The sequence below is a fragment of the Candidatus Thiodiazotropha sp. LNASS1 genome, assembly GCF_964212655.1.
Lineage (GTDB): Bacteria > Pseudomonadota > Gammaproteobacteria > Chromatiales > Chromatiaceae > Thiodiazotropha.
In genome coordinates this window covers 4,027,640-4,042,124 of the sequence record NZ_OZ156465.1, presented here as the reverse complement: position 1 = coordinate 4,042,124, position 14,485 = coordinate 4,027,640, and the positions used below count along the sequence as shown (strand labels likewise).

Sequence of the window (14,485 nt, the reverse complement as noted above, 5' to 3'; positions counted from 1 at the left end):
TCAGGATACTGAAAGCCTTTATGCGGCAGTACAACCCAAACTCTTCGATAATTGCCGACATCTACCCAAGAAACCTGTTTATGTCGACATAGAAGGCGAGACTCATAATCGCCAATAGGATCAATAATCCGATTTTTTGGCCTTGTTCCATAAATCGATCCGATAATGGCCGGCCTTTAATCCCTTCTATCAGGAAGAAAAACAGATGTCCGCCATCCAGAACAGGAATCGGCAACAGGTTCAACACGCCCAGGCTGACACTCACCACCGCAAGGAATTTAAGAAAATAACTGATGCCATAACTTGCTGATTTACCAGCATAATCCGCAATTGATATCGGGCCGCTGAGATTCTTTACAGAAACCTCGCCGATGATCATCTTGCCCAGCATCCGTAACATCAACAGGGACAGGTCCCAGGTCTTATAGAGAGATTGGCCTATTGCGTCGATCGGTCCATATCTGACAACAGCCCGATAGTCATCCATCAGATCATCGGGCACATCCACACTTGCGCCAATACGACCATAGCTCTCCCCATCCCCCTCAATCATCAAAGGGGTGACGCTCAATACAATATAATCCCCATTGCGGTCGACCTCCAGATCGAGGTTCTGGCCCGGTCGCTTGCGTACATAATTGACCCAATCACTCCAATCCACCACATCGACACCGTCGACAGTGACAATACGATCTCCGGGTTTCAGGCCGGCCAATGCAGCCGGTTCTCCATCCAACACCTCACCGATGACAGGTGGCAGGGTGGGTCGATCGGGAGTGAGTCCGAGATTCTGCAACAGCAAACCATCCTCTGCCAGCCCGGAGAGACCATCACTTGCCACTCGATAGATGTGCTCCACACCCGTCTGACTACGCACTCTGACAGCAAGGTTGGTAGTGTCGAGCGCTTCTGACAACATCACATAGACGACACTCTCCCAGGTCGGTGTAGGCTGATCCGCCACCGCCAGTATCTCGTCACCTTGGGTAAATCCTACCTGTTCCGCGATCGAGCCGCCCTCAACCTCACCCACTATGGGTTTGAGTCCCGTATCGCCGGTAACGAAAATGAGCCAGAACGCCAGGATGGCAAAGAGGAAATTGAACAGCGGGCCCGCCACAACAATGGCGCTGCGCACACCCAATGACTGGCGATTAAACGCACGATGCTGCTCCTCTGCCTCCACCGGCGCCTCGCGTTCATCCAGCATCTTCACATAACCGCCCAGGGGAATGGCGGCAATCACATATTCGGTACCATCAGCCCCGCTGGTGCGTCGCCACAGGGCTCGGCCGAAACCGATCGAGAATCGTAACACCTTGACACCCAATTTTCGCGCAACCCAGAAGTGACCAAACTCGTGCACTGCAATCAGGATTGCCAGGGCAACGATAAATGAAACGAGGGTGAAGAGTAGTGAGTCCATTGAAAAATGATTAGCCTATACCGCTGGTTATGACCCTGTTATGTACGACTTGTTCCGCGATGGCACGCCCTTGCCTGTCGATATTGAGCAAAGTGCCTAGATCCTCGGCATTTTCAACCGGCATCCGCTGTAAGGTCTCATCAACCACCGAGGCAATATCGGTAAAACCCAAACGCTCCGATAAAAAAGCCTCTACCGCCACCTCATTCGCCGCATTCAGGATCACACTCGCCGTGCCGCCCGCCTGAATTGCCTGATAGGCAAGTTTCAGGCAAGGGTATCGCTGCAGATCAGGCTGATCAAAGTCTAGCCGTGCAACCTGGAACAGATCGAGGCTGTCGACACCCGATTCAATTCGCTGAGGCCATGCCAGGGCATGTGCGATCGGCGTTCGCATATCGGGATTGCCGAGCTGAGCGAGTACTGAACCATCGACGTACTCAACCATGGAGTGGATGATACTTTGTGGATGCAGAACTACCTGAATCTCTTCTGCATCGGCCCCGAACAGCCAGTGTGCCTCTATAACCTCCAAGCCCTTGTTCATCATGGTTGCGGAATCAACCGAGATTTTCCGTCCCATATCCCAATTCGGATGGGCACAGGCCTGTGCCGGAGTGACGCTTGCCAATTGCTCAATCGGCATGGTACGAAAAGGCCCGCCAGAGGCAGTCAACAGGATGCGTTTTACCCCGCCTGCGGTCAACTTCTCTTCCACTCCGGGCGGCAGGCATTGAAAAACCGCGTTATGCTCACTATCGATCGGCAAAATCTCTGCGCCATGGGCAGCCACTTCCGCCATAAACAGACTACCCGCGACCACCAGCGCCTCTTTATTCGCTAACAACAAACGCTTTCCAGCGCGCACCGCTGCCAGTGCAGGCAACAGCCCCGCCGCACCAACGATAGCTGCCATTACGATTTCGGCATCGGGTATAGCGGCTGCTATCTCCAGCCCTCGCAATCCGGATAATACTTCAGTTGATATACCTTTTTGACTTAAGCCTATAGCCAACAGGTTTGCGGATTCCGTATCTGCCATCACCGCTATTTTAGGCTTGAAACGTTCACACTGATGCAGCATGCCCTGCACATCACTTTTGGCCGTCAGGGCGACGATATGATATTTCTCGGGATGCCTGGCAACCACATCCAGGGTACTCACACCTATTGAGCCGGTGGATCCAAGTACGGTTAAACCCTTCATCACGCCTCTCCCAGAAGGATTAATCCAAACAGAAAAACAGGGGCTGCTGCTGTAAGGCTGTCTATCCGGTCCAACATGCCGCCATGGCCGGGTAGCAGTTGCCCACTGTCCTTGACACCCTGTAGACGTTTGGTCAGGCTTTCAAAAAGATCCCCCACCACTGATGCAAGCATGGTGATCAGACAGAGTAAGACGATCAACAGGGATTGGCCCAAACTGCCAGCCAACCAAAAAGAGAGAAATACCGCACAAAGCAAGGCGCTCGCCATAGCACCATAGACACCTTCACGGGTTTTTCCCGGACTTACCTGGGGGGCAAGCTTATGTTTCCCCCAACGGTGCCCGGCAAAATAGGCACCTATATCCGCGCTCCAGATCAGGATCAGCACAAACAGCAGAAGTCCGGGACCGGTGGTGTGTATACGATGTATCGAGACTAACGCCAACCCGGCAGGTAGCAGTACGACAAAACCTTCAGTTGCCCGCATCAGTAATCTGTCGGACTGTTGCTGGTCGGCGTGATAGCGAGTCAAGCGCCACACGACGAGTAACCACCACACCACAGAGAACAACATCACTCCCGGTACCCATGCCGACGGTAGCAGATAGTAGAGTGCAACCAGACAGAGAACCAGCGAACCTGAATAGACTATCTGCAGGAATGAGGTTTCAATGCCGCTCAGCCGAGCCCACTCCCAGCCTCCGACTGAAACCACCAAGGCGACGATCAGCGCCAAGTAATGGTTTGGCAGCAGTAATACCGCTGCGACAACCAATGGCGCAAGTATTAGGGCGGTGATAACGCGCTGTTTCAACATGGGCGATTGAACGGCATTTTGCTTGTTAGTTGCCAGTAGACTGCACCCCATGTCGACCTGGTATCGAGCTGGCTACCGACATTTGACCGATACTTCATATCGAAGGCCTTAAGAGGCCTCTGCGGTCTGATCCTGGACCTGATCACCAGTGCGGCCGAAGCGTCGCTGTCGGCAGGAAAAATCGTGCAGCGCCTCATCCAGGGCTTTGCGGTTGAAATCAGGCCAAAGCAGGTCGGTGAAATAGAGTTCCGTATAGGCACATTGCCACAATAGAAAATTACTGATCCGCTGTTCACCGCCAGTACGGATAAACAGGTCCGGTTCGGGTAGATTGGTAATACAGAGATTTTGGGAAAAACGCTCCTCATCGATCTGATCTGGCGATATTTCTCCACTCTGTACCTGTTCAGCCAGCCGTTTTGCAGCCTGTGTTATGTCCCAGCGACCACCGTAGTTGGCTGCCACCTGTAACAACAAGCCCTGATTGGATGCGGTCTGCTGTTCAGCCTCATCAATCTGCGCCTGCAGATTGGTGGCGAAGGCGCTACGATCACCGATCACTTTGAGCTTAACATGATTCCGATCGAGACGACGAACCTCTTTCTTCAGCGACCTTAAGAAAAGATCCATGATGAGGTTGACCTCCTTCTGAGGCCGCTGCCAGTTCTCACTGCTGAAGGCAAACAGAGTCAGTACCGGAATCTGCAGTTCGACACAGGCCTCAACCACCCCACGAACCGCTTCCACCCCTGCAGGATGACCGGCATAGCGCGGAAGGCCGCGCTTCTTAGCCCAACGACCGTTACCATCCATGATTATCGCGATATGCCTCGGTAGTCGTTTCTCGACAGGTACAGATTCCTTTGTCGTGCCGTTAGTCATTACCCTAGAATCCCCGGTTGAGTGTTACTACCGGCGTATCGCCGTGGATAGCCGCACAGCGGCTCGTTGAATAAGGTTTTATGAGGGTTGGGATTGGTAAATTCTGTCCTGTGCGCATTGAATTCATGAACATTGATTCAGTATAGGTGGAATTCACCTGTTGGATGAACCAGATTTTAGGACCTTAAACAGAATTTATGCCAAAAAAACCGTTGCACAGGCCCCGGCTAAATTTCCATGAGGTCTTTCTCTTTCTCAGCCAACAGCTCGTCAACCTGCCCGATATGCTGATCTGTCAAGCCCTGGATTACATCCTGACCCCGTCGCTCGTCGTCTTCGGAAATCATCTTCTCCTTCACCAAATCCTTAAGATCATGGTTGGCATCACGACGGATGTTCCGAATCGCTACTTTGGCACCCTCGGCCTCATGGCGTACAACACGTATCAGGTCTTTACGCCGCTCTTCGGTCAAGGGGGGCATGGGTACCCGAATGACAGTGCCGGCACTCATGGGATTGAGGCCTAGATCGGAAGTAAGAATCGCCTTCTCAACAACAGCCACCATGCTCTTTTCCCAAGGAACGACAGTCAATGTTCGCGCATCCTCGACATTGATATTGGCAACTTGACTGATTGGAACGTCTGAACCGTAATAATCTACACGAATGTGATCCAACAGACTGGGATGAGCCCTTCCTGTGCGCACTTTGGCTAATTCATGCACCAAAGACTCAACACTCTTGCCCATACGGGTATTAGCATCTTTCTTAATGTCGTCTATCATGTCAGCCGCCTTTTACCACTAGTGAACCGATCTCTTCTCCCTGCATCAAGCGCATGAGAGCACCTGGATCATTAATATTCATGATGCGAAGTGGCACCTCATTATCCCGACAGAGGACGATTGCCGTTGCATCCATCACCTGCAGGTTTTCCGCCAATGCCCGATCATAAGTCAATTGAGGATAAAAGACAGCTTGTGGATCCTTTACCGGATCAGCCGAATAGACGCCATTGACCTTGGTCGCTTTGATCATCAGGTCGGCTTTTATCTCCACAGCACGGAGACTGGCTGCCGAATCGGTCGTGAAATAGGGATTGCCTGTACCGGCCGCCAGAATCGCCACCTTACCTTCATCCAGTGCACAGCGCGCACCTCTCGCAGTAAAGGTCTCACACACATCAGGCATCTGCAGCGCAGAAAACACCACAGCATCGACATCAATCCGTGACAGTGCATCCTGCATCGCCAAAGAATTCATGACGGTTGCCAACATTCCCATGTGATCGCCGCGCACCCGGTCGAAACCACCCTGCGCCAAGCCAGCACCGCGAAAGATATTGCCGCCTCCGATCACCAATCCGATCTGAATGCCTGCATTCACCAGCTCCATGATCTCTTCTGAAACCCGTCGAATGACAGCAGGGTCAATACCGAAATCCCCTCCGCCCATGAGGGCCTCGCCACTGAGTTTAAGGAGAATGCGCTGGCAAATCAGATCAGTCATTTATATCCTTATCCGGGCTACATTTTTGCCTGCGCCAAAACCTCTTCCGCAAAATTTTCCTGCTTCTTCTCAATTCCCTCACCAACCTCGAAACGGGTATATTGGATGATCGAGGAGGCGTTGCTCTTTAGCAATTTTTCCACCGTAGTATCCGGATCCTTGACAAAGGCCTGACCAAGCAATGTGTTTTCAGCCAGGTACTTACGCATACGACCATCCACCATTTTGGCAACGATCTCATCCGGCTTTCCACTCTCCTTTGCCTGAGCGGTTACGATATCGCGTTCCTTGTCGAGCAGATCCTGTGGCATCTGCTCAGCAGAGAGACTGATTGGATTGGTAGCCGCAATATGCATAGCCAGATCCTTGCCAAGTGCCTCATCCCCACCATCGAGCTCCAGTACGACACCGATGCGCGAACCGTGTTGATAGCTCGAAAGCTTACCGCTACTGGCCTGGATACGGGAAAAACGACGTACGTTCATATTCTCACCGAGCTTCGATACCAGCGCTTCGCGAGCTTGATTCACCGTGGTGTCCTCGCCCTCGTGCAGCGGCAGTTCCATCAATCCCGCAACATCCTCTGCACCGCCAGCCAATACCCGCTCGGCAACCGCCTTTGCAAATGAAGTGAAATTGTCATCTTTTGCGACAAAGTCTGTTTCGCAGTTGACCTCAACCATTGCTGCCTGGCCGCTGTCTTCGCTGAAGCTGATGACAATCACCCCTTCAGCGGCAATGCGCCCGGCCTTTTTGGCCGCTTTGGCCTGCCCGGATTTGCGCATCTGCTCAATAGCGGCATCGATATCACCATTGGTTTCAACCAGTGCCTTTTTGCATTCCATCATGCCTGCGCCTGTACGTTCACGCAGCTCCTTAACCAGAGAGGCTGTAATCGCCATAGTCTGTCTACCTTAAATAATTAAGCTGAAATTTGTTAATTGCGGAGGCTGGGATATGGACATCTACCAATCGCCAGCCGGCATCCCCGAGCTTAGTCACAGCTTCAGGAACTGCTTTCCGATACCTCTACAAACTCTTCGTTGCCATTGCCGCCAACCATGGTTGCGGCACTCGCACGACCTTCGAGAATGGCTGCAGAAGCCCCTTGCACATAAAGCTGAATTGCTCGAATAGCATCATCGTTGCCGGGGATCACATAGTCGATACCATCAGGGTCATTGTTGGTATCAACCACACCTATAACAGGTATACCCAATTTACGCGCCTCGGCCACGGCATTCTTCTCGTGGCCAACGTCAACTATAAAAAGCGCATCAGGCAGGCCATTCATATTCTTTATTCCACCCAGGCTCCGCTCGAGCTTTTCCAGCTCTCTGCTCAATCCCAGGGTTTCCTTTTTGTTGAAGCGTTGCTCAACACTTCCGTCTTCAAACATGGCCTCCAGTTCTTTCAGCCGCTTGATTGACTGCTTGATGGTCTTGTAGTTTGTCAGCATACCGCCCAACCAGCGATGGTTGACATAGGGCATGCTGCAACGATCTGACTCTTCCCGAATCACATTCTGTGCCGCACGCTTGGTTCCTACGAAGAGAACTTTACCGCCGTTGGCGGAGAGGGACCCGATGAAATTCATCGCATCCTTGAACAGTGGCATGGTCTTTTCAAGATTGACGATATGAATCTTGTTGCGATGACCAAAGATGTAGGAACCCATTTTGGGATTCCAATAACGGGTCTGATGCCCGAAGTGCACGCCAGCCTCAAGCATTTGGCGCATTGATACTTCACTCATGAGTGACTCCTAATTGTATCGGGTTATACCTCCACATATCCCATGGCCCAACCATAAGAGACTGATTAATAAGTAATTATTACTTATAATCACGACATCTTCCGGCACCCAGGCCCATGTGTCGATATGTGTGTGTCGTTTGCCGCCGTTAATACCCTAAGTCTTACAGCGGATTTAGTACGCCGAAGCGTTTGCGATTCGGCGGGGCGTTTTATACCATAACCTGCTTGTTGCGACAATCGCGCCGAATCCCCCTAGCCCCTTCATTTCCCCGGATTTTTTAGCATTTTCAAATGGGTATCACAATAAAAACCGCCGAAGAGATCGAAAAGATGCGTATCGCCGGAAGACTGGCGGCTGAGGTATTGGAGATGATCGTTCCTCATGTCCAACCTGGCGTGACCACACAGGAACTGGATCGCATCTGTCATGAATTCATCGTAAATGAACAAGACGCCATCCCGGCACCGCTCAATTATCGAGGATTCCCCAAATCGATCTGCACTTCGGTGAATCAAGTCGTCTGCCATGGCATACCCGGAGAGAAGAGGCTGAAAAAGGGGGATATCGTCAATATCGACATCACTGTCATCAAAGACGGATACCACGGCGATACCAGCAAGATGTTCTGTATCGGTCAACCCTCGGTGTTGGCCAAACGTTTGATTGAAGTGACGCAGCAGGCGCTCTGGATCGGTATAAACAAGGTCAAACCCGGATGCCATTTGGGTGATATCGGTCATGCCATCCAAACCCATGTGGAGAGCTACAATTACTCAATTGTACGTGAGTACTGTGGGCATGGTATCGGACGTGAGTTTCATGAGGACCCCCAAATTCTCCACTATGGGCAACCCGGGACGGGCGTCGAACTTAAGCCGGGGATGTGCTTTACCATCGAACCCATGGTGAATGCCGGTAAACAACAGGTGAAACTCAAACCCGACGGCTGGACAGTGGTAACCAAGGATCGCAGTCTCTCGGCGCAATTCGAACACACCATACTGGTCAAAGATAATGGTTTTGAAGTACTCACACTGCGAGATGAAGAGCGCGGTAAAATCCCTTCCATGGGATCAAACTGACTGAATAATGATCGACTTCGCGTCACTGAATCAGGCATTCGCAGAAGATGGCTCTCCCATTCAGCCATGCAAGGTCATACTCAAGCACTATAAGGAAGGCGTTGAAGAACGCTTCTCCACCGGACAGACCCCCATCAGCAAGCTTGTCGCCGAACGCGCTCAGCTGATCGATGAAATCCTGGTCCGTGCTTGGAATCGCTATCTGGACATCTCCATTGAAGCCTGCCTGGTTGCCGTTGGGGGATATGGGCGTGGTGAGTTACATCCGGCTTCTGATATAGATCTGTTAGTCCTACTAGACCATGAGGATCTGTTTGAATCATTCAAGGATCCTCTCACACAGTTTCTTACCCTGCTCTGGGACATCGGCCTTGATGTCGGCCACAGTGTTCGAACTATTGACGACTGCGTTCGAGAGGCCGACCAGGACATCACTGTTATGACCAATCTGATCGAATCCCGTCGCCTGGTTGGTTCGGCGCGGCTGTTCAGTGAAATGCTGGAGGCCACCGGACCTGGTCGGATGTGGAACAGCCATGATTTCTTCGAGGCCAAATGGAACGAGCAACGCGTTCGCCACGCCAAACACGATGACACTATCAGTAACCTGGAACCAAACATTAAAGAGAGTCCCGGAGGTTTGAGGGATATTCATATGATTGGGTGGGTTGCGAAACGCCATTTCAAGACCAAGAGTTTGCATGACTTGGTGGAACACGCCTTCCTCACGGAAGCCGAGTATCATACCCTGATCGAGGGACAGGAGCATTTGTGGCGGGTAAGATTCGCGCTCCACTTGCTTACCGGTCGCCACGACGACCGATTGCTTTTCGATCATCAACGCACACTCGCTTCCTATCTGGGTTATGATGCAGACCATGCCAACATGGCGGTCGAGTGCTTCATGCGCGACTACTATCGCACCGTAATGGAGTTGAGCCGTCTCAATGAAATGCTGTTGCAGCATTTTCAGGAGGATATTCTTTTCAAGGGTGAACTGGGTGAACCGGTTTCCATCAATAAACGCTTTCAAAAACGCGGCTACTTTCTCGAAGTCACCCATAAGAATATATTCAAGAAATATCCTACCTCCCTTTTGGAGTTGTTCTTGATAATGCAGGAAAATCCCGAGTTGAGAGGAGTCAGAGCCAGCACTATTCGCCTTGTACGCAATCATACCTATCTGATAGACGAAAAATTCCGCCAAGACATTCGCGCACAAAGCCTTTTTATGGAAATCCTGCGCCAACCGTTTGGTATTACCAGCGCCCTTAGGCGCATGAATATTTATGGCATACTGGCAGTCTACATACCGATATTCGAAAATATTGTCGGCCGAATGCAGTATGATCTTTTTCATGTCTATACCGTTGATGAACACACCCTCATGGTGGTTAGAAATCTGCGGCGTTTGACCACGGAAAAGTATGCTGAAGAGTACCCACTCTGCAGCCAGTTGATGAGCACTCTTCCAAAAGAAGAACTTATTTATTTGGCGGCAATATTTCATGATATCGCCAAGGGACGGGGTGGCAATCACTCAGAGCTGGGCGCTATCGATGCCTATGATTTTTGCCGGTTACACCATTTAAGTGAATATGACAGCCACTTGGTCGGTTGGCTTGTACGTAATCATTTGGTTATGTCTATGACCGCCCAACGCAAAGATATCACCGATCCAGAGGTGGTACAGGAGTTCGCGTCACTTGTAGGCGATCTCAACCGATTGACTTATTTGTACTTGCTTACCTTTGCAGACAGTAGAGCGACAAATCCTGCAGCCTGGAATTCCTGGAAAGACTCACTATTGCGTGACCTGTTCAATGCGACACACCGGGCTCTGATCAGGGGACTGGAAAATCCACTTGCACAGGATGAGTTGATTGAAGAAAAGAAATCAGCAGCGTTGTATCAATTAACGTTGCAGAGTATTCCAGACGAAGCTATCAGCGATTTATGGGCGACCTTTACCAAAGAGTACTTCCTCACACACTCTCCAAATGCCATACAACGACATACGAAGGCAATCATTGATACTCCAAAAAGTGCACTGCCATTAATACAGATGCGCCAGACGGAAAAGCGTGGCGGAAGTGAAGTGCTGATTTATTGCTTGGACAGAGACAATCTTTTTGCTGTTACGACTATGCTGCTTGATCAACTGGCACTATCAATTGTCAATGCAAGGGTAATGAGTACATCCGACGGTCATTCACTTAATTCCTATCTTGTACTGGAGCAGGATGGCAGTCCGGTTGAAATTGGTCAACGCAGCGGAGAAATCATTGACACACTCTCTGATGGCCTTCGCTTGGAAGGTACCCAACCATTCAAAGTAACTCGGCGCATTCCCCGAAAAAACAAGCATTTTGACCACGAGACGTTTATCTATTTTACCCAGGAACCAAAACTGCAAAGAACAACCATGCGCCTGGTCACATTGGATCGACCGGGCCTTTTGTCGAATGTTGGTCAGGCTTTTGCAGAGTGCAAGATCAGACTAAAGCACTCCAAGATAACCACACTCGGGGCACAGGTAGAGGATATATTTTTTATTACAGACAGGGATAATCAACCAATCCTGGATGAAGAGAGATTGAATTGCCTGAAAAACGCAGTCATAGAGAAAATGTTGGAGTAATTATGTGGAATATAACTCTTTAATCTACTTTATATTTTTTTAAATTATGCTTTTTTAAACTATGTTGCGCATATTCAGCGTGTCATCAACATACAATATGTACAAGCAGAACATTAGTATCCACTAATATTCATTATATCCTGTTTTTGCAGGTATTTATTACTTTTAACAGACATTTTTTACTATTAGGATATGTTTCACTGATTTACGGACATTTTATGTGATATTAATGTCTGTATAGAATCAAGGGAGCTTTACCGCATGTATCACAAGCTTTTTATTTCCATAAGTATGCTTAGTTTTGCAATGCTATTTCAAGGCTGTGGCGGCGGTAGCGGCAGTTCCGGCGGCGGCACGCAGGACCCAGTTACCTTTACTGCCTACACAGATCTTTCATGGATATCCCCTAAAACACGAACAGATGGTAGCTATCTCTTATCAACCAGCATTGCCGGATATAAGGTCTACTATGGAGATGATAATGCCAATCTAAAACTTCTTGTCGATATTCAAGGTACTGGAATCGATGAATACCGTATTGGTGTACCAACTGCTGGAAGTTATTTTTTTGCGATAGCCGCTTATGATACACAAGGAATAGAAGGCGAATTATCTAATATTGAACTTAAGGAAGCTATCTCCTTCGACGATTAATTCTACTGATATTAACCCTTTATTTTACTAAATTACTAATCCATTGCCTGCTCTCATGAAACCATGGTTTTATATCCTTAAAACTGAGCACCTCATAATGCAGGTTTTTACCAAATGGATTGAGTATGCTAGCTATAACTTTCCATTTAGGACCATAATCGTCGGGTAGTTTTAATTGGCTTCTGCTTTTTATAACTAACATTAACAATAAATCTAAATCTCCCCACAACCATCTCGTTTTCACGCCTATCTTATAGTTCGTTGCGTCACCAATATCTATATTCTGAGAAATATCTGCGAGGATATTTGGGAAATCCACTCCCGCGTCAATTGCCAGTTGTAAAGATCCCCAGAATCTACCGTTAATCTCCATAAAATAGGGAATAGCTTTTTCATCATCATATTTATATTCAACCATTGCCACACCATGCCATTTTATTTTTTTTAATAATATTTGGCTGTATCTATCAATGTCCGGATCTATTTCCACACTTTCCCTTAGAACACTTACACCGCCAGATGGCGGCTTTTCTCTAATTCTTCGATGTGAAAATTTAGCAATACACCTTCCTTTATCGTAACAATAGAATGCACCGATACCCTTTCCTCTAACTCTCTCTTGCAAGATTATGGGAAATACTTCGCTATTCGTTTTCTCTAGAATTGATCGCAGTTCCTCATAACTGCCGGCATAAGTTACACTGGTAAATATCCACTTCCCATCTACCATGACCCTTGAACGTGATGGCTTTACAACGACTGGATAGGGAATTTTCAGATTCTGTACTGCTATGTTGTTTTTTGACTCTATTATTTGTGAGAGCGGTACAGGAACCCCCAGCCCTGCTGCCTGCTTTGTCAGCTCGCTTTTATTTGCCGCCAACTTCATCGAATCATCATTTGCCAATTGTGTTTTATTTTCGATTACACCATCCTTCACCATATTAGAGATGGGAAAAATGCAAATATCTGTAACTGGGATTATCAAGTCTATTTTTAAGATATCAATTTTTTCCTTTATTGCTTTACAGAATTTATCATATTCATTTACGGGGTCCGGATATAGAACAGCTTCATTACAATACTTCGAGCTAGATGCCAATGATGGCTTGACCCTTTCTCCAACAAATAATTTATATCCTTTAGAACCCAAAGATCTTGTTATCGCCAGTGCAGCTCTGCTGTTTCCATCGGTTACTAAGATATTTCTTATTTTTTTCATAACAATAATATTTGATTGATATTTTAGTAGCTGATTTCTTTTTTCTAGTGCTGATACATTACTTCTTGTTATACAGCAGTCATGCTGTCATTTCGTCAATGATATTCTTAATATTTTCTCTATCGTTATTATTGATAAATGTATGCGTTGGTAATGTAATTAGCTGTGCTGAAATCTGTTCAGCACCCTCGAACTCACCGGGATTTACTAGAACTTCTTCTATTTCCTTCAATTGATTAAGTGATTTTGGATAGGATTTAGTTATTCCGTACCTTTTTGCATGATTTAGGATAGCTTCCCTTTTTTCCCGTTGTTTTACTTTTATTGGATATCTCAAATAAACAGGCTTCCCTTGATCTGATTCATTAATTTTGCTTATTGTTTTTTTCTCCTCAATATTACTTTTGTACCATAATCCGTTCGCTATCCTTTTTTCTGCGATTTGGTTAGATCTTTTAATTTGCATTAATGCTATTGGTGCTACCAGGCGCGAATATTTTTTTATCTGAATATTTTCCTCGTATCTCGTTTTACCAAGGTTCAGGAAAGGTAGAGAGGCTGGAATCCAGTAGAGCAATGGGTTGAGAAAAAGATAATATATAATCACCTTAATAGCGGTCAGCAGGTTATCTTTAACAGAATTACTTGGTATTTTACTGTAATAACTGTCTATTATTTCTGCCAGTTCCGGGTTATTTGTAATAATACTCCCACCTTCAATTGAGGTTATATTTTTTCCCTTGTCAAAACTATACAGGCCTGCCGTACCGAATGTGCCCACTTCTTTTTCTTGATATTTTGCATTGAATGATTGTGCGGCATCATCAACCATATAAAAACCATTTTTTTTCGCTATACTCTCTATCTCCTGTAACTGATTGGGAATACCATATAAGTTCGCCGATACAATGCACAATACATTTGCAAATGGCATTTTCTGCAATTTTTCTAGATTGTAAGAAAGTGTAATTGGATCCACATCACAAAGTCTGACTTTTAAACCCGCATTCTGGATAGAGCTTGCAACAGAGTAGCATGTATATGCCGGTATAATTACTTCATTTATTTCTGCCTTATTTCTCAGTTTCTTTAATGACCTGAGCAGTACAGTCATAGCACCACGCCCTGTTGTAAAGAGATAACTGTGCTCAACTTTAAACCTATCCCTCAGACTTTTATTAATATCCTTTCTTTTATCTGCAAAAAAAGCATTGCAAGCTAACCAATACAGTATTTCTTGTGTTGTAATCGGTGAGCCACTTGGTGGGAAATACTTAAACACTTA

The 14,485-nt window shown here is 47.5% G+C and carries 13 protein-coding genes; 3 read left to right on the top strand and 10 right to left on the bottom strand.

Features of this window, described 5'->3' with window-relative positions:
- Positions 1 to 61 precede the first annotated feature (61 nt).
- The 8 genes from rseP to rpsB form a co-directional block, all read right to left on the bottom strand.
- Positions 62 to 1,426, bottom strand: coding sequence for a sigma E protease regulator RseP (gene rseP / locus AB8516_RS18035; RefSeq protein WP_369162586.1), 1,365 nt, complete (start codon positions 1,424 to 1,426; stop codon positions 62 to 64).
- 10 nt (positions 1,427 to 1,436) lie between these two features.
- Positions 1,437 to 2,633 (bottom strand): 1-deoxy-D-xylulose-5-phosphate reductoisomerase, encoded by a 1,197-nt coding sequence (ispC, locus tag AB8516_RS18030; protein ID WP_369162585.1) that lies wholly within the window; start codon positions 2,631 to 2,633, stop codon positions 1,437 to 1,439.
- Complete coding sequence (locus AB8516_RS18025; protein ID WP_369162584.1) at positions 2,633 to 3,451, bottom strand: phosphatidate cytidylyltransferase; 819 nt, start codon at positions 3,449 to 3,451, stop codon at positions 2,633 to 2,635. Before AB8516_RS18025 ends, ispC begins: the two co-directional genes overlap by 1 nt.
- A gap of 108 nt (positions 3,452 to 3,559) precedes the next feature.
- Positions 3,560 to 4,333: an isoprenyl transferase gene (locus AB8516_RS18020; RefSeq protein ID WP_108289160.1), complete on the bottom strand. Its 774-nt coding sequence runs from the start codon at positions 4,331 to 4,333 to the stop codon at positions 3,560 to 3,562.
- A 227-nt stretch (positions 4,334 to 4,560) separates the two neighbouring features.
- Positions 4,561 to 5,118 (bottom strand): ribosome recycling factor, encoded by a 558-nt coding sequence (frr, locus tag AB8516_RS18015; RefSeq protein ID WP_369162583.1) that lies wholly within the window; start codon positions 5,116 to 5,118, stop codon positions 4,561 to 4,563.
- Position 5,119: 1 nt separating this feature from the next.
- Positions 5,120 to 5,842 carry a UMP kinase gene (gene pyrH, locus AB8516_RS18010; protein ID WP_369162582.1) on the bottom strand — a complete coding sequence of 241 codons (723 nt, stop codon included), beginning with the start codon at positions 5,840 to 5,842 and terminating at the stop codon, positions 5,120 to 5,122.
- Between the two features lie 17 nt (positions 5,843 to 5,859).
- The gene (gene tsf / locus AB8516_RS18005; RefSeq protein WP_369162581.1) at positions 5,860 to 6,744 is read right to left on the bottom strand and encodes a translation elongation factor Ts; all 885 of its coding nucleotides are present in this window, start codon (positions 6,742 to 6,744) and stop codon (positions 5,860 to 5,862) included.
- Positions 6,745 to 6,848: 104 nt separating this feature from the next.
- Positions 6,849 to 7,583 carry a 30S ribosomal protein S2 gene (gene rpsB / locus AB8516_RS18000; protein ID WP_369163327.1) on the bottom strand — a complete coding sequence of 245 codons (735 nt, stop codon included), beginning with the start codon at positions 7,581 to 7,583 and terminating at the stop codon, positions 6,849 to 6,851.
- A 308-nt stretch (positions 7,584 to 7,891) separates the two neighbouring features.
- Here rpsB and map point away from each other — a divergent pair, with 308 nt between their 5' ends.
- The 3 genes from map (at position 7,892) to AB8516_RS17985 (ending at position 11,978) form a co-directional block, all read left to right on the top strand.
- Positions 7,892 to 8,683, top strand: a complete 792-nt coding sequence (map, locus tag AB8516_RS17995; protein ID WP_108289165.1) for a type I methionyl aminopeptidase — start codon at positions 7,892 to 7,894, stop codon at positions 8,681 to 8,683.
- Positions 8,684 to 8,690: 7 nt separating this feature from the next.
- Positions 8,691 to 11,324, top strand: coding sequence for a [protein-PII] uridylyltransferase (glnD, locus tag AB8516_RS17990; protein WP_369162580.1), 2,634 nt, complete (start codon positions 8,691 to 8,693; stop codon positions 11,322 to 11,324).
- Positions 11,325 to 11,585: 261 nt separating this feature from the next.
- The gene (locus AB8516_RS17985) at positions 11,586 to 11,978 is read left to right on the top strand and encodes a hypothetical protein (RefSeq protein ID WP_369162579.1); all 393 of its coding nucleotides are present in this window, start codon (positions 11,586 to 11,588) and stop codon (positions 11,976 to 11,978) included.
- A 19-nt stretch (positions 11,979 to 11,997) separates the two neighbouring features.
- Here the strand turns inward: AB8516_RS17985 and AB8516_RS17980 are convergent, their stop codons facing one another.
- Positions 11,998 to 13,200: an ATP-grasp domain-containing protein gene (locus tag AB8516_RS17980; RefSeq protein WP_369162578.1), complete on the bottom strand. Its 1,203-nt coding sequence runs from the start codon at positions 13,198 to 13,200 to the stop codon at positions 11,998 to 12,000.
- A 79-nt stretch (positions 13,201 to 13,279) separates the two neighbouring features.
- Entirely contained in the window at positions 13,280 to 14,482 is a 1,203-nt protein-coding gene (locus AB8516_RS17975; protein WP_369162577.1) for a DegT/DnrJ/EryC1/StrS family aminotransferase, read from the bottom strand.
- Positions 14,483 to 14,485 lie beyond the last annotated feature (3 nt).

What these genes read in the sequence shown, in the direction of transcription:
- rseP (WP_369162586.1), bottom strand. Translation starts at nt 1,426, where the DNA reads ATGGACTCACTACTCTTCACCCTCGTTTCATTTATCGTTGCCCTGGCA.
- ispC (WP_369162585.1), bottom strand. Translation starts at nt 2,633, where the DNA reads ATGAAGGGTTTAACCGTACTTGGATCCACCGGCTCAATAGGTGTGAGT.
- AB8516_RS18025 (WP_369162584.1), bottom strand. Translation starts at nt 3,451, where the DNA reads ATGTTGAAACAGCGCGTTATCACCGCCCTAATACTTGCGCCATTGGTT.
- AB8516_RS18020 (WP_108289160.1), bottom strand. Translation starts at nt 4,333, where the DNA reads ATGACTAACGGCACGACAAAGGAATCTGTACCTGTCGAGAAACGACTA.
- frr (WP_369162583.1), bottom strand. Translation starts at nt 5,118, where the DNA reads ATGATAGACGACATTAAGAAAGATGCTAATACCCGTATGGGCAAGAGT.
- pyrH (WP_369162582.1), bottom strand. Translation starts at nt 5,842, where the DNA reads ATGACTGATCTGATTTGCCAGCGCATTCTCCTTAAACTCAGTGGCGAG.
- tsf (WP_369162581.1), bottom strand. Translation starts at nt 6,744, where the DNA reads ATGGCGATTACAGCCTCTCTGGTTAAGGAGCTGCGTGAACGTACAGGC.
- rpsB (WP_369163327.1), bottom strand. Translation starts at nt 7,583, where the DNA reads ATGCGCCAAATGCTTGAGGCTGGCGTGCACTTCGGGCATCAGACCCGT.
- map (WP_108289165.1), top strand. Translation starts at nt 7,892, where the DNA reads ATGGGTATCACAATAAAAACCGCCGAAGAGATCGAAAAGATGCGTATC.
- glnD (WP_369162580.1), top strand. Translation starts at nt 8,691, where the DNA reads ATGATCGACTTCGCGTCACTGAATCAGGCATTCGCAGAAGATGGCTCT.
- AB8516_RS17985 (WP_369162579.1), top strand. Translation starts at nt 11,586, where the DNA reads ATGTATCACAAGCTTTTTATTTCCATAAGTATGCTTAGTTTTGCAATG.
- AB8516_RS17980 (WP_369162578.1), bottom strand. Translation starts at nt 13,200, where the DNA reads ATGAAAAAAATAAGAAATATCTTAGTAACCGATGGAAACAGCAGAGCT.